General features: G+C 62.7%; 16 protein-coding genes. 5 read left to right on the top strand and 11 right to left on the bottom strand.

The genetic code is table 11. The features are described from left to right. Window positions 1–109: 109 nt before the first annotated feature. Window positions 110–625, bottom strand: a complete 516-nt coding sequence (locus tag ACTJJN_RS07895; protein WP_041168480.1) for a thioredoxin family protein — start codon at window positions 623–625, stop codon at window positions 110–112. A gap of 10 nt (window positions 626–635) precedes the next feature. Next, the gene (locus ACTJJN_RS07900) at window positions 636–911 is read right to left on the bottom strand and encodes a DUF2790 domain-containing protein (protein ID WP_004573749.1); all 276 of its coding nucleotides are present in this window, start codon (window positions 909–911) and stop codon (window positions 636–638) included. A 220-nt stretch (window positions 912–1,131) separates the two neighbouring features. On the opposite strand from ACTJJN_RS07900, the gene ACTJJN_RS07905 reads away from it, so the two are divergent. The 4 genes from ACTJJN_RS07905 (at window position 1,132) to ACTJJN_RS07920 (ending at window position 4,439) form a co-directional block, all read left to right on the top strand. Continuing rightward, a complete protein-coding gene (locus ACTJJN_RS07905) occupies window positions 1,132–1,872 on the top strand; it encodes a response regulator (protein ID WP_003250463.1) in 741 nt (246 codons plus the stop codon). Continuing rightward, a complete protein-coding gene (locus tag ACTJJN_RS07910) occupies window positions 1,869–3,155 on the top strand; it encodes a sensor histidine kinase (protein ID WP_012052931.1) in 1,287 nt (428 codons plus the stop codon). The genes ACTJJN_RS07905 and ACTJJN_RS07910 overlap by 4 nt, the downstream gene beginning before the upstream one ends. Before the next feature lie 163 nt (window positions 3,156–3,318). Next, entirely contained in the window at window positions 3,319–3,936 is a 618-nt protein-coding gene (locus ACTJJN_RS07915; protein WP_014861799.1) for a ferric reductase-like transmembrane domain-containing protein, read from the top strand. A gap of 14 nt (window positions 3,937–3,950) precedes the next feature. Then, window positions 3,951–4,439, top strand: a complete 489-nt coding sequence (locus ACTJJN_RS07920) for an HvfX family Cu-binding RiPP maturation protein (RefSeq protein WP_012052933.1) — start codon at window positions 3,951–3,953, stop codon at window positions 4,437–4,439. A 33-nt stretch (window positions 4,440–4,472) separates the two neighbouring features. On the opposite strand, the gene ACTJJN_RS07925 is transcribed toward ACTJJN_RS07920, so the two are convergent. The 8 genes from ACTJJN_RS07925 to ACTJJN_RS07960 form a co-directional block, all read right to left on the bottom strand. Continuing rightward, a complete protein-coding gene (locus ACTJJN_RS07925) occupies window positions 4,473–5,168 on the bottom strand; it encodes an HvfC family RiPP maturation protein (RefSeq protein ID WP_012052934.1) in 696 nt (231 codons plus the stop codon). Further along, window positions 5,161–5,994: an HvfB family MNIO-type RiPP peptide maturase gene (locus tag ACTJJN_RS07930; RefSeq protein ID WP_014753786.1), complete on the bottom strand. Its 834-nt coding sequence runs from the start codon at window positions 5,992–5,994 to the stop codon at window positions 5,161–5,163. Before ACTJJN_RS07930 ends, ACTJJN_RS07925 begins: the two co-directional genes overlap by 8 nt. A 74-nt stretch (window positions 5,995–6,068) precedes the next feature. After that, window positions 6,069–6,560 carry an HvfA family oxazolone/thioamide-modified RiPP metallophore gene (locus ACTJJN_RS07935; RefSeq protein ID WP_003250451.1) on the bottom strand — a complete coding sequence of 164 codons (492 nt, stop codon included), beginning with the start codon at window positions 6,558–6,560 and terminating at the stop codon, window positions 6,069–6,071. Between the two features lie 174 nt (window positions 6,561–6,734). Next, window positions 6,735–7,286 carry a DUF4174 domain-containing protein gene (locus ACTJJN_RS07940; RefSeq protein ID WP_003250449.1) on the bottom strand — a complete coding sequence of 184 codons (552 nt, stop codon included), beginning with the start codon at window positions 7,284–7,286 and terminating at the stop codon, window positions 6,735–6,737. A gap of 228 nt (window positions 7,287–7,514) precedes the next feature. Further along, the gene (locus ACTJJN_RS07945; protein WP_440781185.1) at window positions 7,515–12,008 is read right to left on the bottom strand and encodes an NEL-type E3 ubiquitin ligase domain-containing protein; all 4,494 of its coding nucleotides are present in this window, start codon (window positions 12,006–12,008) and stop codon (window positions 7,515–7,517) included. A 97-nt stretch (window positions 12,009–12,105) separates the two neighbouring features. Beyond that, window positions 12,106–16,527, bottom strand: a complete 4,422-nt coding sequence (locus ACTJJN_RS07950) for an NEL-type E3 ubiquitin ligase domain-containing protein (RefSeq protein ID WP_440781186.1) — start codon at window positions 16,525–16,527, stop codon at window positions 12,106–12,108. A 78-nt stretch (window positions 16,528–16,605) separates the two neighbouring features. Then, entirely contained in the window at window positions 16,606–18,966 is a 2,361-nt protein-coding gene (locus ACTJJN_RS07955) for a DNA polymerase II (protein ID WP_012052939.1), read from the bottom strand. A gap of 66 nt (window positions 18,967–19,032) precedes the next feature. Next, entirely contained in the window at window positions 19,033–20,223 is a 1,191-nt protein-coding gene (locus ACTJJN_RS07960) for an MFS transporter (RefSeq protein ID WP_012052940.1), read from the bottom strand. Window positions 20,224–20,340: 117 nt separating this feature from the next. Here ACTJJN_RS07960 and ACTJJN_RS07965 point away from each other — a divergent pair, with 117 nt between their 5' ends. After that, window positions 20,341–21,237 carry a LysR family transcriptional regulator gene (locus ACTJJN_RS07965; RefSeq protein WP_029611759.1) on the top strand — a complete coding sequence of 299 codons (897 nt, stop codon included), beginning with the start codon at window positions 20,341–20,343 and terminating at the stop codon, window positions 21,235–21,237. Here the strand turns inward: ACTJJN_RS07965 and ACTJJN_RS07970 are convergent. Beyond that, window positions 21,218–22,138, bottom strand: coding sequence for a LysR substrate-binding domain-containing protein (locus tag ACTJJN_RS07970; protein WP_003250438.1), 921 nt, complete (start codon window positions 22,136–22,138; stop codon window positions 21,218–21,220). The two genes, ACTJJN_RS07965 and ACTJJN_RS07970, sit on opposite strands and share 20 nt — an antisense overlap. Window positions 22,139–22,282 lie beyond the last annotated feature (144 nt).

Raw genomic sequence — 22,282 nt, forward strand, 5'->3', positions numbered from 1 at the left:
GTTGGCTTCTTCGCGGGCACGCCCGCTCCCACAGGTACTGCGCAAACGTTACTGATTGCACTCTCCCTGGGGGAGCGGGCATGCCCGCGAAGAGGCCGGTACAGGAGAATCACCCTTTTTCATCCAGCAACGCCTGTATCACCTGTTCCTGCTCGCCATAATCCCCCTCGCCAACGTGCACATGGCGCACCTGCCCCTTGCGGTCGACAAAGTAATGCGCCGGCCAGAACTGGTTGCCCCAGGCATTCCACACCTTGTAGTCGTTATCTACCGCCACCGGATACCCGATACCCAACCGGGCTAACTTGTCCCGCAACGTGTCCACATCATGCTCGTAGTCGAACTCGGGCGTGTGTACCCCCACCACCACCAGCCCTTGATCGGCATAGCGCCGCGCCCAATCATTCACATGCGGCAGGCTGCGCCGACAGTTGATGCAGTCCCAGGTCCAGAAGTCCACCAGCACCACCTTGCCCTTGAGCCCCGGGGCATCCACGGGCGGCGAATTCAACCACTGGCTGGCGCCTGACAGCGACGGCATGGCGCCGTAGCTGTCGCGTGCCTTCAGGTGCCCAGCCAACCCAAGCCCCATCAGCGCCAGCGCAAAACCACCTGCCTTGAGCATCCGGCGCCGATCAATTGTCATGGCAACCGCCCGTGGCGTAGGTGCGGTACTGCACGCTTTGCCGCTGGCCATGGGAGTCAAGGTAGTCCATTCGGGTGTTCACCAGGCCGCAGGCGTTGCTCTGATCGTCCTGCACCGACAGCACTTTCTTCACATCCAGAGGCTCACCGTAGCGGTACTGCATGACCCCGCCATCCTGCATCGGGGCCGTGGCGGCCTGGGCAGCGATGGCGCCGAAGCTGAGCACGGCGAACAGGCTGGCGCTGGCGATAGTCTTGACGTTCATGGCATCTCTCCTGGGTAACACTTGGGGGTGGGGAGTGTTGCTCCCCGGTCGAGAGCCATTTCACGTCAGCCAGGTATCCCGCATGTGTCTCCCAACGTTGTGATGTGCGTCCTGCTGTATCCCTACCCGTGCCAGATACACTGCAATACAAACTCCCGCAGGCAAGGGCGAACGCGCTCGGTACACTGCGCCCAACCCCCTTTGCACAGGAACCCAGCGCATGGAACACGTCGATCACATCCTGATCGTCGACGACGACCGCGAGATCCGCGAACTGGTCGGCAATTACCTGAAGAAGAACGGCCTGCGCACCAGCATCGTTGCCGACGGCCGGCAGATGCGCGCCTTTCTCGAAGCCAACAGCGTCGACCTGATCGTGCTCGACATCATGATGCCTGGCGACGACGGCCTGCTGTTGTGCCGCGAGCTGCGCGCCGGCAAGCACCGCAATACGCCGGTGCTGATGCTGACCGCCCGCAATGACGAAACCGACCGCATCATCGGCCTGGAAATGGGCGCCGACGATTACCTGACCAAACCGTTCTCGGCCCGCGAACTGCTCGCCCGCATCAACGCCGTGCTGCGCCGCACACGCATGCTGCCGCCCAACCTGACCATCAGTGAAAGCAGCCGCCTGCTGGGTTTCGGTCAGTGGCGCCTGGACACCACCGCGCGCCACCTGCTCGACAGCGAAGGCACCCTGGTGGCCCTGAGCGGCGCCGAGTACCGCCTGCTGCGGGTGTTCCTCGACCACCCGCAGCGGGTGCTCAGCCGCGAACAGCTGCTTAACCTGACCCAGGGCCGCGAAGCCGACATCTTCGACCGCTCCATCGACTTGCTGGTCAGCCGCCTGCGCCAGCGCCTGGGTGACGATGCCCGCGAGCCCAGCTGCATCAAGACCGTGCGCAGCGAGGGCTACGTGTTTTCGCTGCCGGTGCAATTGCTCGAGTCTCCCTCATGAAATGGCCGCGCACCCTGGCCTCGCGTCTGGCGCTGATCTTCTTCACCGGCCTGGTGTTGGCTTATGGTCTGTCGTTCGGCCTGCAGGCCTACGAGCGCTATATCAGCAGCCGCTCGATGATGCTCAGCAACCTCGAACAGGACGTGGCGACCTCGGTTGCCATCCTTGACCGCCTGCCCGCAGCCGAGCGTGCCGCCTGGCTGCCACGCCTGGAACGGCGCACCTACCGCTATCGCCTGGACCAGGGCCTGGCAGGCGAAGCGATGCCGAGCAGTGACCCACCGATGGCCGCCGCGTCGATCGTCAAGGCCATTGGCAGCGACTACCGCCTGACCTTCCTGGAAATCCCGGGGCCCAATGCGCACTTCCAGGCGCACCTGAACCTGGCCGACGGCGCGCCACTGACCATCGACGTGACACCCGCACCGGTCCCGGTAGCCCGTTGGTTGCCCGTGGTGCTGCTGATTCAGCTGGCTGTGCTGTTGCTGTGTACCTGGCTGGCGGTACGCCTGGCCATCGGCCCGCTAACCCGTCTGGCCCAGGCAGTGGACAACCTCGACCCGGACCAGCCCGGCGTGCAACTGGATGAAAGCGGCCCACGCGAGGTGCGCTACGCTGCCGTGGCCTTCAACGCCCTGCAGGCGCGCATTGCTGCCCACCTCAAGGAACGCATGCAGTTGCTGGCAGCCATTTCCCACGACCTGCAAACACCGATCACTCGCATGAAGTTGCGGGTCGAAGTGATGGATGAGGGGGTCGAAAAGGACAAGTTCGGGAGCGACCTCGATGAAATGGAACACCTGGTGCGCGAAGGCGTGGCTTACGCCCGCAGCATGGACAGCAGCACCGAAGCAACCTGCCGGGTCAACCTTGATGCCTTTCTCGACAGCCTGGTATTCGACTACCAGGACAGCGGCGCCCAGGTTGAACGCCACGGCAGCAGCGGGACTCTGCTGGAAACCCGCCCGCATGCGCTGCGCCGGGTACTGGTGAACCTGGTCGACAACGCCCTGAAGTTTGCAGGTGCTGCCGAGCTGCAAGTGTCACGCGAGGGCAGTACCACCATCATCCGCGTGCTCGACAACGGGCCAGGGATACCCGGTGACGAGCTGGATGAAGTGCTCAAGCCGTTCTACCGGGTGGAAGGTTCACGCAATCGCAGCACGGGTGGCACCGGCTTGGGACTGGCCATTGCCCACCAGCTGATCCAGGCCATGGGGGGCCGGCTGACCCTGAGCAACCGCGAACAGGGCGGATTGTGCGCGCAGATCGAACTCACCTGAAGTGCGATCGTTGGCAGGAACGGCCTTGGATCTCGATCGGGCCGTTCCTGTAAAACGCGCGGTCGCCTCTACAAACAGATACACAACTGCATCCCCCTGACACACTGCAGATACCCCGCCCCGAGACACTCCCGGTCACACAACCACACCCCGGGAGTCCCTGATGAAAGCCCTCACCTTGCCCTCCGGCTGGAAGCTGTTCGCCGCCCTCGCCGGCCTGACCTTGGCGATGACCGCCATAGTCCTGGCCAGCCAACCTGACCCGGACGGCTTGCGCAGTGCCATCCGTGCCACCGCACGCAGCTCGTTCGCACTGTTCCTGCTGGCGTTCCTGGCCTCGTCGCTGGTGACCTTGCTGCCTGGCACATCAAGCCGCCGCATCCTTCAGGAGCGACGCTACCTGGGGTTGGCATTCGCGTTCTCCCACACCGTGCACGGCGTGCTGATCTATCGCTACGCCCAGCAATTCCCCGAGCTGTTCTGGGCCGGCCGCACACTGACTTCCAGCCTGCCCGGGACAGTCGGCTACCTGTTCGTGCTGCTGCTCACCGCCACCTCGTTCAAGCCCCCCATGCGGCTGTTGGGCGGCCGTGCCTGGCAAGCGCTGCACAGCAGCGGCATGTGGGTACTGGCTGCCGTGTTCTGCCTGTCGTTCTACAAACGCATCCCCATGGGGGGGTGGTACCCGCTGGCGTTCGCCCTGATGTTCAGCGCCATCGCCGTCAAGCTCACCGCCAAAGTGGCCCGTAAACAACGCCGCAGCACCCGCGCCCTTGCCTGAAGAGAGCACCGCAAATGACGACCTTGACCCGTACCCTGACCACCGTTGATCGCCTCGGCAGCTGGAGTGCCGACGTGCCATTACGGGTATTTCTGGCCTGGGAGTTTTTCGAATCCGGCCTGGAGAAATTCAACGGCAGCAACTGGTTCGCCGACCTGCAGTCCAGCTTCCCGTTCCCCTTCAACCTGCTGCCCGCGGAGCTGAACTGGCAGCTGTCGATGTGGGCCGAGTTGGTGCTGCCGTTGCTGCTGTTGCTGGGCCTGGGTACCCGGCTGGCATCGTTGGGTTTGATGGTGGTGACCGTTGTAGCCATAGCGGCAGTGCACTGGCCGGCGCACTGGTCGGGCCTGGCGGAGCTGGCCCAAGGCTATGCCATTACCGACCAGGGCTTCGGCAATTACAAGTTGCCGCTGATCTACCTGGTCGCGTTGCTGCCCCTGCTGCTCAAGGGCGCCGGGCGCCTTAGCCTCGATCATTGGCTTGGCATGCGGTTCGGCAGATGAGGATCGGGGGCTGCTGCGCAGCCCCCTATGCCTTCAGACGGTTCCGACAATGACGCCCTGCTCGCGCAATGCCTCCAACAATGCCAACCCTTGCTGCACATCCCCGCCCAACGCCTGCAGCCGCTCTCTTCCAGTCCCCTGCTCCACCAGCAACCGATACGCCATAGGTGCCAACCGGGCAAAGCGCACCTGCAACCGGGCATCGCGATAAACCAGCAGCAAGCTCGGCGATACTGGGGCAGCCGTTGGCTGGTAGTCCACGCCAATGCTTTCCACCGGCCAACGATAGGCCAACACGCGCGCCACACAAGACAACAACGGCTCTCCCGCCAACAGGTCACCACCCGGGTCATGCGCCGGGTCCTCGGCATCGCTCAGGTACAGTTGCGCCTCGACCCACTCATAGTGCGCCAGCTCCAGCTGCCAAGGGGTGTCCAGCGCCACACGTTGCAGGTAGTCGACGAACGTCTCGGCAATTTCGGTAAACAACGGCGTCTGGCAACGGTAACTGGCGTAGAAATCACGTACTCGGGCATGCCAGCGCTGCTCGCCCAACGCCTGGCGCATGACCGGGAAGCTGCCAGCCAGCAACCCTTCGATGGCACCATAGAACAATTCACGGTAAACCTTCAGGCGCCGGGCCTCGACGCCGGGCGGCGGGGCATGGCGCTGTGGATCGCGCAGGTGACGGGCCAAGGCATACTGCTGCGCACGCAGGGTCTCATTCATCTGCTTGCCCTCCGGCAGCGCTTTGCACAGCACGCATACGCGCCGTCTCGGCCAACAGTTCGGCCAAGGGCGGGTAGTTGAAATCACGCTCAAGCACCGTCGGCTTTACGCCAAAGCGCACGCAAGCGCTGGCGTACAGCGTCCAGACATCCTCCTTCACGGCGGCCCCATGGGTATCCACTTTGAGGTCCGGCGCTTCATCGTAATGCCCGGCAACGTGCATCCCGGTCACGCGCGCCGGGGGCAAGCCTGCAAGGAATTGCTGGGCGTCGTAGCCATGGTTGCAGGCGTTGACATAGACATTGTTGACGTCCAGCAGCAGGTCACAATCCGCCTCTTCGAGCACCGCCTGGATGAAGTCGAGTTCGCTCATCGCCTGATACGGCGCGGCGTAGTAGCTGATGTTCTCCACGGCAATGCGCCGCTCCAGCTGCTCCTGAGCCTGGCGTATGCGCGCGGCCACATGGTGTACGGCTTCATCGGTGAACGGGATGGGCATCAGGTCGTACAGGTGCCCGTCATCACTGCAGTAGCTCAGGTGCTCGCTGTACAGTCGCACCTGGTATCGATCGAGAAACTGCCGGGTCTGCTCAAGGAAATGGCGATCCAGCGGGGCACTGCCACCCAGCGATAAAGACAACCCATGACAGGTGACAGCAAAGCGCTCCGCCAACTGGGCCAAGCCCTTGCCATAGGCGCCGCCCACGGCAATCCAGTTTTCCGGCGCACACTCGAGAAAGTCCACTGCACCCGCCTCCATGGCCAGCAGTTCCGGCAACAGGCCGCGACGCAAGCCTAGCCCGATGTTCAACATCGCAGGAAACATAAAAGTTCTCCAACAAGCACAACGCCCCACCTGGCCAGCAGGAGGAGCGTTGTGGCGTTTCATGGGGTAGAACGTCAGGGCTTGCCGGTCAGGTGGCTGAACAAGCCATCAGGCATGGCTTTGCCATTGGCCTGATAAATCGCCTTGAGGTGATCGGCCGCTTCCTGCTCGGAGATGAAACCGTCATGGTTGCGGTCGATCGTGTCGAAATCACGGGCACGGTCCTTGGCCACCGCCAGAAACTCATCGCGCGAGACCTTGCCATCGTGATTGCTGTCGGTCTTGGCGAACGAGGCGTCACCGCACTTGCCTTCACCACACTTGCCCTCGGCCCCAGCCTTGGCGCCGGCGCCGCACTTACCCTCACCGCACTTGCCTTCGCTCTGGGAAGCCTTGCCGCTCCCCCCGCACTTGCCTTCACCACACTTGCCCTCGCCGGCCACTTTGGCCGAGGCCAGTTGGTAACCTTGAGCCAGCGGCTCGACGGCGAACGCACTGTTGCTCAATGCCATGCTGCCGATCAGGGCGGCGCCGAGCAGGCCGAGGGTGTTTTTTGCTTGAGTCATGATGCAGCTCCACTGGGGTTGGAAAGTGGAGCCATTAGGCCGTTGCGGTTTGTCGTGGATGTATCGTGCCAGGCGCACTTTTGTATGGCAGTAGGTCTGCAGCACAGGCAGATACAGTGCGATACACACCACCCGGCAACGGGCCCCAAGTTGCCTTGGGGCCATGAGGCGTGATCAGTCTTCCAGCGGTTTGGGCGGGGCCGCTGGCTTGGCGGGCTTGGCCGGCTTGCTGTCCTTGTCCTTGGCTTGCGGGGCCGCCGCTACGGGCTCGGGCGCCGCCACCGCCTTTTCGCTGGCAGGCAGTTCATCGACCGCTTTGAGGATCACCTGTGGGTCGATGGCCTCGCCGGTGTCGTCGTCCTTGAGCATGTGCCGCTCACCATCCTTGCCCACCAGGATCACCTTGGTACCCTTGCTCGCACCCAGCTTCAGTTCCCGAATCAGGGCCATTGTGGTCTGCTGCTCGAGGTTCTTGTCCTCTCGCTTGCCCATCATGTTGGCGACGCTGTACAGGACAAGGTTGCGCTCCTTGAACGCTGCCTGTGTGGCCGGGTCCTCGAGCGCTTTGTTCAGCCCTCGCAACGTTGGGTCGGCACTGCTGGGAGCGATAACCACCAATGGTCTGGCCTTGCCCAGTTCCTTGGCTAGAGGCGCATCACTGTCTGCGGCAAACAGGGGGCCGGCAACAGCAAGCAAGGTTGCGAGGGTCAGTGACCGGACAAGCATGCGTATCTCCTTATTGTCTCGATAAACCAATGACTACAGATCACGGAGAAAAATCCGACAGGGAGCCTAAACCACTTCATTCCAGAACGGGGTGTGTAAAAGTAACTGTCGATTTCCGAGCCACCTGAAGCCAAGACTACGGCGCTGGTACAAACCACATTCAGCTTGATTGAGCATAGCCCAAAGCCGCTTTGGCAGGGCCGGGCAAGCCCTTACCCTGAGCGCATGTCAACGTACATCGATCGATGGCCCCTTGGGTCCCATTTCCATCGCTTGAATCGTCATATCCAGCATCAGCCCTCTGCGTGCAGCGCGCTGAGCATCACGAATGGCATCCGCCTGGTCGATCCTGGCCCCTTCGCTCAGCGCTTCGTCGTCAAGCACGGTTTCAAGCTGCCTTCTGAACGGCAGGTCGACCGCAGCGAATCGCTCAGGATGGGAACGCTCCAGGTGCGCCTGCCAAAATTCACGGTCAACCATGGAGCGGGCAATCTCTTCCGGCGTTTCTGCATCCCGCACCGCAGCCTCTGCCTCTGCAAGGTCCGCCTCCAGGACGCCTGAGATCGCAAGAAAGCTCATTTCTCCCACCTGCAATGGCAGGTCGAGACGCTCCCTCAGCCCGATCCTGAAAGCCAACCCCACCTCGCTTCCTTCCAGCGTCCTGCCATGCTGTAGCGCCCATCGGGTAGCGAACATGTCGACTGCATCCTGGCGCCATAAACGTCTGCCCAGGTCTAGCAAAGCGCGTTCGCTTTCTCCCTGAGCCGCGTGCTCAACCTGCCAAACCAGCAAATTCAGTTCAAGGTTGCTCAAGCACCAGGTTGCACCGTCCTGGCACCCCCACTCATCATTGGCCACTGACAGCAGGTTCTGCCGCAGCTCTGGCGTAATGGCCATCGCTTGCAATACCGCCATTACCCGATTGCCCAGTGCACGCGCATTGACACGAAAGTCTTCGGACAGCAACAACTGGCGAAGCACACGGAAAAAGCGCTCGGCGTCCTGCCCTGAATCCAGCGAGTCCCAGGCAGCAAGCATCAGGCCGCGATGCTCCGGGGCCACGGCATCCCCCCAGACTTCACGCGCGTGCTGCAGGCGCAAAAGCACTTGCTCCTCGTCGAGGGCAGGATCGTCGCTGCTCAACGAAGCCTGCAAGCGTAACGTCTGGGCCTCGCCTAAGGGGTTCGCATTCAAGCGAAACCGCCGCCGATGCCACAGGGGCAACTGGTAGAAACCCTCTGGAATGTGCCTGATCCGGTTATCCCGCAAGTCAACGGATACCAACTGAGCGTTGTCGAACACGCCCAGTGGAAACTGCGAGATCTGTGTGTCGCGCAAGTTCAGCCAACGCAATTCAGCCAAACCCGCCAACGTGAACCGGCTCCCCAGGGGGTTGTGGGATAGGTCGAGAGACTGCAGGTTCGTGCAACTGGCCAATGTGGCGGTTTGTGCAATGTTCAGGACGATCCGGTTGTTGGTCAGGCTCAGATGCCGCAGCTGCGCTATCTGCAGCAACGGCTGCGGAAGGCGCGTCAACAGGTTCCCTCCCAGATCGAGGGTTTGCAGGTTAGGGAAAGCCAGCAATAGGCTGCTGGGCACCTCCAGAAGGTCAAGGTGCAGCAGCGACAGGCTGGTCACACCTCTGAAGCTGACTTGTGGGGGTATGTTGGGCAAGCCGCTCGATCTGAAATTGCAGAACATGACGTGGAGGTTTTCCTGTGCATTGATTTGCAGTTCCCCCACGCCGACTGACCGCCGCCAGCAATTGAACAACGTCTGGCGTAGAGCCTCTCGATCTTCCCTGACATCGCCCTGCCCTCGTGCCACCCAGGTATTCAGTGTGATGCGCAGGATGGCGAACTCATTGCGAAGGTCCGCCAGTACGTGTTCAATCTGCTGCCCTGAACGCCTGGCGTCATCGGCGAAGGTCTCGACCTGCTCATCACTCAACCACGGAAAGAGATCGCGCAGCGTTGCCCTCAGGGCACTCCCCCTTGATGCGAAACCACCTACTCCGCCACCACCCAGCGGGTAGCCAATACGTCCATCGGCCAAGCGCATGGGCCCTCGGACAGCACCTGGGCGTACCGCGCCAAGCAAACGACTGATTTCATCACGATGGCGTGCCGCTTCGCGCGCCAGTATCACCCTGAGGTTGTGCGCAAATGGATCGCCGATCCCCATCGCCGCCCTCTGCGCTTCGGTATAGGCTGGCGCCATGACGTCGAACAACTCACCTGCCTCACCCAGCGCCGTGCCCTGGCTGCCATGCAGTTGAAACGTACCGTTCACGTGCACCAGATCGAACGCCCGCTGCCCTTGCTCGGTCTTCGCCAGCATCGGCCCGCCCAGGCAACCTTCGTACAGACGCCAGCACACACCTTGTTCGCCACCGGGTACATACCGCAGCAAGCCCAAGGCCACCCGTGCCAAGTCTGCGTGCTGCGGGGTATCAAGGTACAACGCTTCAAATACCCGAGCCTGGCGGGTAGCCAGCACACTGCCCCTTGCCGCTTCAGCGAGCCCCAGTGCAACCCTGCCGCTGGACCGCAGCCGCATGCGATCCACGCTGCTGGCGGCCTGTACCAATGCTTGCGCAGTGCGCGCGCTCAGCCCCGGGAACACCCGGCGCAGCGCCGCGCTGCCAGGGGTGTCGCTGGGCTGCAAGGCTTCGAAAAGGTGCTGCAGCAGTGTTCGGCGCTGCGTCCATGCCAACGTGGCCAGTGCCTGATCTGTCAGGCCACTCGCGCCTGGCAGGCGCCGAGCGTGATCGAGCACTGTTGTATCTGCGACCGGCTCGCCGCTGCGCAGACGGCCAATCATGCTGCGGATGCGTTGATCAAGCCTGACCCGCTCCACACTGTCGATCATCCCTGGGCTCGGTGCCTGGGCGTGTACATGCAGGCCACGCAGGTCGTCGCCATCAAGGCCATGGAACAGCAGAACCTCATCGATCTGTTCGTCATTCAGCCTATTGAAGGGTTCGCCCAAACGCCGGAACATGCGGTATTTGTCGGTCCACCGAGCCGGTTGCTCGCTCCACAAACGCCAGGCACCTGCGCCATTGTGGCGCAGCAACGGCCCGTGGCCGTCGACCGGATACAACTGCCATTGATCATCACCCGCCTCTGCCACGCGATAGTGATGCCCGTCCATTTCGATCCAGGCCCGCCCGTCCTGACGCCGAATACCCAAGGCATCCCGGCTCGAGGCCGCAACGGGGGCCTGGCTTTGAAACAGGGTCAAGTCGTGTTGCCAAAGTTTCTCAGTGCCGTCCTCCAGCCGGGCCGGCACCATGGCATCGACCTTCGCAGAGCGTGCCCAAACCCGTCGAGCGACACCCACCCCGGCGACTGTGGTCGCCAGCACGGCAAGGTCTGTCGCCACGTGGGTCAAATGGTCGAGCGCCTCCGGACGATCGCCTTGCTGCCAGGCCTCGGCGCCATGGTAGACCTCACCCAGCAGTTCGCAGGCCGTCACGGCCAGCAGCGCCAGGCCAACCCCGGGCACAAAGAAACTGGCCAGGTTGAGCAGCGCCCATCCTTCGGCTGCAAGGCGCAGGTCATGCTGGCGCTGAACCTCACGATCCAGTCTGGCCACAGGCACCGCGATCATCGCCGCATCGTCCTTGATCTGGTGGATACGTGCCTGTGCCAGGCTGATGAACAACGGCTGCGGGTAAGCCTGCAAGCGCGGTTCGAGATCACGAAACGCCCAGCCCGGCAGGTCATCGAAGCGCTCCGCGACCTGGGCGAAAAAAGCCTGGCTGTCGCGCCGCAGCACGAAGCGGCTGAAAAAACGCTGGTAAGCCTTGTCTCGCAAGCGACGGCCCAGTTCGCGGTTCAGTTTGTCGAGGCTCTCGAACGCGCGCCAGGGCGAAAAAGGGTCTCCAGGCACGTAAAGCAACACCCGACGCGTCGTGTTGAACAAAACGCCCTGCTCAACCACTACGAACACGGTCACCTGCTCAATCTGGCAACCCAGCAATTTCAGTTGCCTGGCCTGCACAAGGTCGCCCGCCAAGCGCGGCAGTTTTCCCTTCTCGCACACAGCTACCATCACATTGAGTTCGCTGGCATCCAGCGTTCCCTCTTGCCTGGCTTTGTAGGCGTCCACAAGCATGGTGTAGCGCGTGGCATCTACAAGCTGCGATACCAGGCGCTCGGCACTGCCAGTGGGCGTGAGGATGGCATCCAGATGACGTTGATAGCGCTCACCCAGGTCCAGCTCACGACACAGTCCGGCAAACTCGATGCTCGTAGGGGGTTTGGCCGTGCCGTGGCGTGGAAGCAGCAGGCGGTTACCGCGCGGCTGGCCACCTTCCTGCGCCTGCGCGTCCGTGAAGTTGCGCAATGCCACTTCGAGCAGTGGCTTTTCTTCATAGACCACGGTAGTCAGGTGCGCGCCCACCGGCTGACTGTTGATCACAGGTTCCCGGCGGCCCTCCAGGAACCTGAGCACGTGCGGGTTACGGCCAAGCCCGTAACGCTCGTCGAGGGCCTTTCCCAGGGCTGATGCGACGAAACTGTCGAGGCCCTCGATACCTCGCAGCACCGTGTTCACTTGCTCACAGCAGCGAAGGCTGTTTGACAATGCCCTGCCGATCTCAGGCAGTTGCTCAGCAGGTGCATGACGCAACCAGGGTGGCAGGCGCCTGCCGATGATGCCGTCCTGAAAGGCATCGATGGCGGCCTGCGCATCTGACGGCAAAGTGGTGTCCATAGCGGGGGCCTCTTCATGAAAAGAGGCCAGACTAAATTGCCTGCTCCCCGCCAGGCGCTATATAGCTAATGCCTGCGTTCAGACAACCGCCAACCCGCTAGCTGAGCGGACGCTGCACCGTGTTCCGGTCCAGCGCCTCCAGCGTCAACTGCAGCAACACCGCATGCTCGCGTTGCTGATTGCGGATCTGCAGCCGCGCGATTTCCTCGTCCCGATTCCCCAGCGCCATCAGCCGTTCCAGCTCAGCGTGCATGGATTGGGGCACTTGCAAGCGAACCGCGCAGGCCTTGCGCAAGTAATCCTGCCAGAACCACTGGCGTGACAAGTAATCAGCAATGCCCTCCCGGGTCTGTCGCGCCAGAACCCTTTCACGGGCCAGGAGAAGGTCCTGGCTACTCAAGGCAGGGATACCTGCATAGAGCATTTCATCGGGTTGGCCAGGCAAGTCCAGAGACGTGCGCAAGCCGATTCGATAGGCCAAGGCGAATTCGATCGATTCAGCGCTCGCCCCCACCCGATGAGCATGTTCAGCGGCAATTTGCTCAAGCACCGCCAACCGCCACATCCGGGCACCGAGCTTCAGCAAGGCCCGTTCAGGCCGGGCAGATCCGCTGTGCCTCGTGCGCCATATCATCACTCGCAGTTCCAGGTTGGCGAAACGCGCGGTGGCGTTATCCTGGCAACCGGTCGCCGCAGCGTGCTCGAACAGCTCCTGCCTGAGGGCATCATGCTCAGACATCGCCTGGAACATGTCGAACACACGGGCCGCGAGCGCGGATGCAGTCGATGAGAAGCTGAAGGCGCCCGATTCCGTCAGCATCGACAGGGTATTGAAGAACGCTTCCGATTGTTCCTCGGCCTCCAGATGGGCCCACAGTGCAGCCATTTCATCTCGGCGTTCGCCAGGCAGCGCATCCAGAATGCGCAACCGGTAAGGCACGCGACTGGCCTCAAGCAAATGCCAGTTTGATAACCCAACCTGCGCCCCCCCCAGCCGATTGCCGGAAAGCTCGACCCTGCCCAAGCGCCACAGCTGCGACTGATGAAAACCCTCGGGCAGTTCAGAAATACGGTTGCCGCTGAGGTTCAGGGTATGCAGTTCTGGCGCGTCCATCAGCCCGTAGGGGCACTCGGGCAACTGGGTGTTCGACAGGTAGAGGGCATTCAGCTCCGTCATTGCCTGGACGGAAAATGCCCTGCGCAACGGGTTGTCCGAAAGGTTCAGGTACACCAGGGATCGGCAATCTGCCAGGACCAACGCCTGGCCTTGGTCGAGGGTGATCTGGTTACCAGACAAGTCGAGTACCTCCAGCTTCTGGACAAGCATCAGAGGCAATGGCAAACGCCGGAGTCGGCAATGGGTGATTTCCAGGTTGCGCAAGTTGGGAAACGCCCGCAGAAACTCATCCGGAACGTGCTCCACGCGCATGGCGCGCAAGGCCAGGATCGAAACGTGGGGAAAGCCCACTTGCGCGGGCAGGGCCGGCAGGTGGCCCAAGCGGCTGATGGTCTGGGTCAGCATGAAGCGCCCGTCGTCCAGTGCTGCTTGTCCTTGCAGTTCCGGCACAAGACAGCGCCAGCAGTTGATCAGCCCCTTTCTGAACTCACGCCGGGCGGGCAGTTCTGATGACAGCAAGGCACTGCGCGCCCACTGGGTCAAGTGCCTCTTGAGCACCCCGTATTGCTGTTCCAGCCTCTGTAACCTGGCCTGCGCGTCGCCTGATGCGAGCCAGTGCCCAATCTGCTCGTCACTGAAAGCTGGGTACAGATCACGCAGCCGAGCCTGAAGCGCCCTAGGCCTGTTCCGCCCCAGCGCCCCCCAGAACCTGCCGCCCGCCAAGGGGTAGCCAACCCTGCCATCAGCCAGACGTTGTGGCGGGAGAAACGAGCCGGTCGGCTGTTCCAGCCTGAGCAGATTCACCACGGTCTGGCGTTGCTCGATAGCAACGTCGGTCAGCGCCTGGCGCAGCGCAGGCACAAACGACCGGCCTTGGCCGATGGCCGCTTGCGATGCGTCGTCATAGGCTGCGGCCAAGGTCTCGAACAACTCCCCCCTCTCACCGGCAACCGTGTGCGTTCGGGTACGCAGGCGGAACAGCCCATGACGATGAAGCAAGTCAAACGTCTGCCCCGATCCCTCGACCGTCACTAACGGCTCGCTGGCATCACCGTCGTACAATCGCCACCCGGGCCCGCCAGCCCCCGGCACATGCACCAGCAGATTAAGTACCACACGCGCCAGGTCGAGGTTTTGCGGCGTATCGATGCTCAGCGCCTCATACACCCGCGCTATTCGAATCCGCGCAACCTGCAACCTTGCTGCCTCGGCCATCGGCAACGGCACGCGCCCCGTCTCACGCAAAAGCTGCAGGTCATCCTCGCTGGCATCGCGTAGCACCTCATCCGCAGCCAGGCGGTGCAGGCTGGCAAAATTCTGCCGTAAGAGACGGCCCGTTTCCGTGTCGGGATTCTGCTCTTCGTACACCGCCTGCAGCAGTGCTCGTCGCCCGGCCCAAGCCACATCGGCCAACGCTGCTCCGTCCTTGCCGGCGGCCTGTGGAAGGCGCATGACCTGCTCCAGCAGCAGCGGGTCTGCCGTTACCCCTCCCTCGCGCAAGTGGTTGATCAACGTCCCAATCCTGCCGGCGAGCCGCACGCGTGCGACGGTGTCGACCAGCGCTGCTTCCGGCGCAAGGCCATACACATGCCATGCCCGAAGGTGCTGATCATCGAGGCCATGGATCGCCAGCGACTGGTCGATCTGCGCATCGTCAAGGTCGCTGAATGGCCCGCCCAGGCGGCGGAACAACTGGCGTGTGTCGCCCCACTCGGCGGGCTGCTCGTACCACAGCCGCCATGCACCGGCCCCATTGTGACGCAGTGGCGGCGCATAGCCCTGATAAGGGAGCAGTTGCCACTGTTCATCGTCGTTGTGCCAGGTCATCTCATACCAGTGCCCGTCCATGCTGATCCAGCGGCGCTCGCCCAGGCGGTGCATACCCTCCATGTCCGGCACCGCCGTGTCTGGCGGGCTTTCGCAGCGATAGGGGCCGAGGTCTGCGTTCCACAGTTTTTCCTCACCGTTTTCCAGCTGCGCCGGTACCAGGTTGTCCACCACACTCCAGGCGCGTCGGGCCGTGGCGACTACGGCAACGGTTGCCCCGACAGCCAGCAGTCCTTTGCCTACATTCAGCAGGTGCGCCAGTGCCGCATTGCGTTCGTTGTCCTGCCAATCCCCTACAGCCTGGAACGTCTGCTCAAGCAGCTCCCAGGCCATCACCCCCAACAACACCGCGCCGATGCCCGGAACGAAAAACCCTGCAACACCCAACAGGGTCCAGCCTTCAGCACGCAAACGGCGGGCGTGTTCGGCCTGGACCTCGCGATCAAGCAAGGCCACGGGCGGGGCGATGACCGCAGCATCGTCCTTGATTCGCGCAATCCAGTCGTCAGCAAGGTGTTCGAACAATGGCAGGCGATAGGCAAAGGTCTGCTCATCGAGGTCGCGGGTTGCCCAGCCGGGCACATCATCGAGGCGCTCACTGACGGCCGAGAAGAATCGCTGGCTATCGCGTCGGCGCACGAAGCGGTTGAAGAAGCGCCGGTAGTCATCTTCGCGCAGGCGTTTGCCAAGCACCCGGCGGGCATAATCTTCCAGGTCGCTGCGCACGCTCCAGGGGCCGTGCGGGTCACCCGGTACATAGACCAACACGCGCTTGCTGGTGTTGAACAACAGGCCCGCGTCGATCACGTCCAGCACGACGATCTGCTGCAAGCGGCAACCGAACACCGCCAACTGCCGCACGCGAACCGAGGCGCCTTCGAGCTTGCCGAGCGTGTCCTTGGTGCAGAGCGCCACCACCCACTGCAGTTCGTCTGCGCTCAATACGCCCTGCGCCCTGGCCTGCAGGGCATCCACCAGCATGCTGTAGCGTTGCCGTCGCGTCAGCAATCCCCTGACTTCGGGCTGAAGTACCGAATCCAGATGCGCCTGGTATTTCTGCCCAAGATCCAGCGCTCGACACAGCCTGGCGAAGCTCGGTGCAGACAGCTCACTACGCCTTGCGCCGCGCACATCGACCAGGCAATTACCCTGTGGCTGGTCGCGCTGCTGTTCTGCGGTGAAATTGCTCAAAGCAGCCTCGAGCAGAGGGATGTCGTAGTAATCGCTGCCGACAACCGGAAGCCGACTGGTTACATAATGGATCGTGGGCGAGGTAAAGGTGTACCACTGGCGAAAGTACAGGCGATCGACGTCAAGGTCGCCGTGGGCACCGAGCGCTTGCTGCAGCAAGGGCTGGGTAAATGCATTCAGGTTGCTTAGCCGCGCCAGCGCTGACGACAAGCCTGCACGGCACGCCAACAGTTCAGCCAGCGCCTCGCTCAGCAGGCTGAATTCGGCCATGCTCAGCCGCTTCATCCAGGCCGGCAGCCGCTGTGCGATGTAGTGGTCCTGGCATGCTTGTGCCATGGCAAGGGTATCGACCGCAGCCGATGGTTGACGGCTATTGTTCTGCATCTCTGCCTCCGCGACGACATGGAGGGCCGAGTCTGAAGACTGTAGCGTCAGGCTGACGCCTAGCTATCTACCACCTGTTCAGAACAGCAGTAACTGATGGTCGGTAAGGCGCGCGAAATCATCGCCGACAAAGGGCAGGATGGCGTCGGCCACCGGCAGTAGCTGACGGCTGATGTAGTGATCGTAGTCGATCGGTGCCTGCAGGTTTTCCAGCGGCTCAGGCCCGGCGGTGGTGATCACGTAGCTGATCCAGCCCCCACGCTGATACTGCAGAGGGCGCTGCAGACGCTTGTTGTAGTCGTCGGCAAGGCGTGCGGCACGCACATGCGGCGGCACGTTGCGCTGGTAATCGGCCAGCGGGCGACGCAGGCGCTTGCGATAAACCAGCAGTTCGTCCTGCTCGCCCGCCAACGTTCGCCGCACGTACTCGCGGACATAATCACGGTAGGGCTCGCTGCGGAACACTCGGCCGTAGAGTTCCTGCTGGAACTGCCGGGCCAGCGGTGACCAGTCGGTGCGCACCGATTCCAGGCCCTTGTAAACCATTTCTTCAGCACCGTCGGCCCGCTGCACCAGGCCGGCATAGCGCTTTTTGCTGCCTTCATCGGTACCGCGGATGGTGGGCATCAGGAAGCGTCGGTAATGCACCTCGAACTGCAGTTCGAGGGCGCTCTGCAGGTTCATGGTCTCGTGCAGATGGGCTTGCCACCATTGGTTGACCTTTGCCACCAGCTCGCGGCCGATGCGCGCCGCGTCTTCCTCGGCGTGGGCACCCTTGAGCCAGACAAAGGTGGAGTCGGTGTCACCGTAGATTACATCGTAGCCACACGCCTCGATCAGGGACCTGGTCTGGCGCATGATCTGGTGGCCGCGCATGGTGATCGACGACGCCAGGCGCGGGTCGAAGAAACGGCAACCGCTGGAACCAAGCACGCCATAAAAGGCATTCATAATGATTTTCAAGGCCTGTGACAGCGGCGCATTGCCCTCGCGCTTGGCCGCTTCCCTGCCCTGCCACACCCGTTCGACGATGGCTGGCAGGCAGTGCTGTGTGCGTGAAAAACGCCCACCGCGAAAACCCTCGACCGAATGTGCGTCGTCAGGCTGGCGCAAGCCTTCGATCAGCCCGACCGGGTCGATGAGAAAGGTACGGATGATCGATGGGTACAGGCTCTTGTAGTCCAGCACCAGCACCGAGTCGTAAAGCCCTGGCCGCGAATCCATGACAAACCCGCCGGGGCTGGCTTCGTCAGGGCGGCTGCCAAGGCTGGGCGCGACAAAGCCAAGGCGGTGCATCTGTGGAATGTACAAGTGACAGAACGCAGCTACCGACCCACCGCTGCGGTCCACGGCCAATCCCGTCACCGAGGCACGTTCGAGCAGGAAGTCGAGCAGCCGGGTATGGGCGAAAATGCGCGTGACCAGTTCGCAGTCCTTCAGGTTGTAGCGCGCCAGGGCCGGTTTGTCTTCGGCGAAGCGGCGATTGATTTCGTCCATGCGTTGGTACGGCGTGTCGATGGCCTTGCCTTCACCCAGCAGGGTCTGGGCAACGTTCTCCAGGCTGAACGAGGCAAAGCTCCAGGTGGCCGAACGCAACGCCTCGATGCCATCGATCAGCAGCCGCCCCGGCGCATCGGCGAAGACATGGCCGCCACCGGCATGGCTGCGCAGGGTCATGACCGCACCGTTGCGCCCCAGGGCCAGTGGCACCTGCAATGACTTGGCGTGCTCATGCAGCAGGCGCAGGTCGAACTGCACCAGGTTCCAGCCAATGATCGCGTCCGGGTCATGCTTGGCCATCCACTGGTTGAGCCGGGTAATCAAGGCGGCGCGATCGGCGCAATACTCCAGGTCGAAGTCAAGCCCGGTGGCATCGCCGTTGGCCGGGCCGAGCATGTACACCTGGCGCTGACCACAGCCCTCCAGCGCGATGCTGTACAGCTCGCCACGCTCGCTGGTCTCGATGTCCAGCGACACCAGGCGCAGCGCCGGGCGATAGCCTGGCTGCGGCTTGAGCTGGGCGTCCCGGTAAACGCCCTGCGCATCCGGCTGACCAGTGAACTGCACCGGCGCCGTGATGAAGCGCTCCATGAGGTAACGCTCCGGCGGGCGGATATCGGCCTCGAACACGTCGATACCGGCCGTGCGCAGACGCTGCTCCAGTTGCATCAACTGGCGATGCTGGCGGGCATACAGGCCGAGCATCGGGCGATGCTCGAAGTCCTTCAGGCGCAATGGCTTGAGCTTGGTCCCTGCTTCGTTGGCCAGCAGCACACGGGCATGCTCGGCCTGCGCCTGAGGAATGAAAGCCACCGACTCCTGCGCCGCCAGCCGCAACAGCCGGGGCCCGGCATCGGTGGCCAGCCAGAACTCCACGCAGGTGCCTTCCGGCGTATCGTGCCAGTGCCGGGTCAGGACAAAACCCTGCTGCAACTCCACTGCGTCGACCTCTGGATTGTCTGTAGAGGGCGTTATTCTACCTGTGTCGTGCCTGGCATGAGTGTTTTAGCGCCTCCCCGCCACAAAACCGCTTCCCCGCCCGGCCACGGCCAGCAGCCAGGCCAAGGCGATCAACCCCAGCACCACCCCGCCAAACCACGCCACGCCGGCCCCTGTCAGCAGCAATCCGCCAATGATTCCGCCCAGGGCAATGGCGCAGTTCCACACCGTCACCAGCATCGACTGCGCCACATCACCACCCTGGCCTGCGGCGTCGGCGCACGCTGTCTGCAGCAGGGTCGGGGCGCCGCCATAGGTCATTCCCCACAAGGCGATGCTCAGGTACACAAGCCACGACGATGCCTGCCCCAATGCCAGCGTGGCCAAGGCAAAACCGGCCAGGCTCAGCAATACCAGCTTGCGCAGGTGCCGGTCGACCAGCAGCCCTACCAGGCCGATCCCGGCCAGCGCCGACAGACCAAACACCATCAGCACCGGGCCAATGTCCGCAGCCATGCCAGCCGCCGCCAGCAACGGCACGATATAGGTGTAGAGGATGTTATGGCCAAGGATCCAGGTGAGGATCACCAGCAATACGATCAACACCCCTGGCGTGCGCAATACCTGCATGGCCGCCGGGCGCTTGCCGGCAGCCTGCCCCGGGTAGTCCGGCACGGATCGCAACACCCATACCACCAGCAGCGACGCCACCAGCGTGACGACCACGAACGTCGCGCGCCAGCCCAACCCTGCCCCCAGCCAGGTCGCAATCGGCAAGCCGAGCGACAAGGCAATCGGCTGCCCGAGCATGGCCAGCGCCATGGCCCGGCCCTGCAACGGTACCGGCACCATGCGCCGGGCATGGCCAGCGATCAGGCCCCATGCCAGGCCGGCCGCAGCCCCCGTGAAAAAGCGCAGCACCAGGGTCAGGCTGTTGGAGTCCGACAGGGCCGTCAGCCCGTTGAACAGCACGAAGCCGATGATCGCCAGCAACAGCGCCCGGCGCCGATACCAGCCTTGGGTCAATGTCACCAACGGGATGGCGGTCAGTAACGAGCCCAAGGCATACGCCGTGACCCATTGCCCAGCCATGGCCTGGCTGATGTGCATGCCATCGGCGATCTGGTCGAGCAAACCCGCCGGCAAGGTTTCGCTGAGGATGGCGATGAAACCGGTCATGGCCAGCGCCAGCAGCCCGCCAACGGGCAGACGTTCGTTGCTGGCAGCCAGCACCGGTGCGGAAGATGTCTGGGACATTGCAAATGCCTTGAGTGAGAAACGAGGCGAACAGTCTGCAAGACCAGGCCATTGCGGAAAAAGACGGTTACAATGCCGCTCACCCAGGACATCAGCGTCCGCAATCAGGAGTGCGACATGGACAGCCTCAGCGGCTTCGTGGTCTTCAATCGGGTGGCTGAAACCCGCAGCTTCGTTGCCGCCAGCCAGTCACTGGGGATCAGTGCTTCGGCAGTGGGCAAACGCGTGGCGCGCCTGGAAAGCCGCCTGGGCGTGCGCCTGTTCCACCGCAGCACACGCAGCATCACCCTCACCGCCGAGGGCACGATGTTCCTCGAACGCAGCCGGCGCATCCTTGCCGAAATCGAAGCCACCGAGCAGGAGCTGTCGCAGGCCAGCGAAACGCCGCGCGGGCGGCTGCGGGTGAGCATGCCGCAGGTGACCAGGTTGGTAATGCCGGCCTTGGCCGAGTTCATGGCACTGTACCCACAGGTTGAACTGGACCTGGACTTCTCCGACCGCATGGTGGATATCGTCGGCGAAGGCTTCGATGTGGTGATGCGCGGCGGGCAGCCGGTGGATTCCCGGCTCAGCGCCAAATTCCTCGGGCACTTTCAGCACCGCCTGGTAGCCTCGCCCGAGTACCTGCGCGAACGCGGCACACCCTTGCACCCACGCGACCTGGCAGCGCATACCTGCCTGCATTATCGCTTCCCCAGCAACGGCAAGCTGGAAACCTGGCCGCTGCGTCAGGAGCATCCTGAGCAAGCCTATGACATCCCCATCTCGATGGTCTGCAACCACGTCGAAACACGCGTCTGCTTTGCCTTGAACCACCGCGGCATTACCTGTCTGCCGGACTTCAACGTGGGTCGTGAATTGGGCAATGGCTCACTGGTCAGTGTCCTCGACGACTTCATGGAACGGCGCGGCAGCTTCTATCTGCTGTGGCCGTCCGGGCGGCAGATGCCGCCAAAGTTGCGGGTATTCATCGACTTCATGCTCGCTCGGGTATTCAACCGTACAGGTAGTTGATGTCCTTGTAGGCCAGCGGCGGTACCTGGCCGAGCAGGAAGTCACGCAGCTTGTGCATTTGCCGCGCTTTTGGGCTGGCCTTGAGCCAGGTCATGTAGTAACCGTCGCCGGTGGCCACGGCATGCTTGAAAGGCGTGACCAGGCGCCCGGCGGCCAGGTCGGTGCTGGCCAGTACCAGATCGACCACTGAAATGCCCAGGCCTTGCTGGGCGGCCGATATGCCCTGGTCGAGGGTATCGAACACCTGCCCCTGGTCGATGCTGATGTCCAGCGCATCCATTCGCGCCAGCCAACGCCGCCAGTCACGCCGGTCGGGTGACGGGTGCAGGAACTCGCATCGGGGCAGGTCGGACAGTTGCGGTTGTGCCTGCGTCATGTAATCCGGATGACAGACCGGAATCAGCCATTCATCGAACAGCTTGAAACTCTCGATATCGGCAGGAAAACGCCCGCTGGCCAGGAGAATGGCGCAGTCGTAAGGCTCGGAATAGAAGTCCACGCTGTCGATATCCATCCACACACTGGACAGCTGCACGCTGCAGTTGTCCTCGACCTTCTTGAACGCATCCAGCGCCCGCAGCAGCCAGCGCACCGTGAGCGTGGACGGCGCCTTCAGGCGCAGGCCGTAGCGATCCTGACGCAGCAGTGCGCAGGCATTTTCGATGATCTTGAAGCCGACCTTCAGCTCTTGCGCCAGCAGGCGTCCGTGCTCGGTCAGGCTCAATTTCGGGCCCCGACGTTCGAACAGGTCGCAGCCAAACAGGGCTTCGAGGGTCTTGATGTGGTGGCTGACGGCGCCCTGGGTCAGGGCCAGCTCCTCAGCAGCGCGGGTGAAAGAGCCATAGCGAGAGGCCACCTCGAAGGCACGCAGCGCGTGCAAGGCCTGAATTCGTTCCGACATGGCGGCGTCCCGAGCATGAGTAAGACTAATAGTAGGTCATAACTCCACGCGTTTTACAACGACAGGAGCGTCTCGGAAAATGCCGGTAAATAACAAACATAACCAAGATCCTGCCTGCATGTGACTGGAACGTTCACTTAAATC

Origin of the sequence: Pseudomonas sp. 22515, from assembly GCF_052044625.1 — a bacterium.
GTDB classification, from domain to species: domain Bacteria; phylum Pseudomonadota; class Gammaproteobacteria; order Pseudomonadales; family Pseudomonadaceae; genus Aquipseudomonas; species Aquipseudomonas alloputida.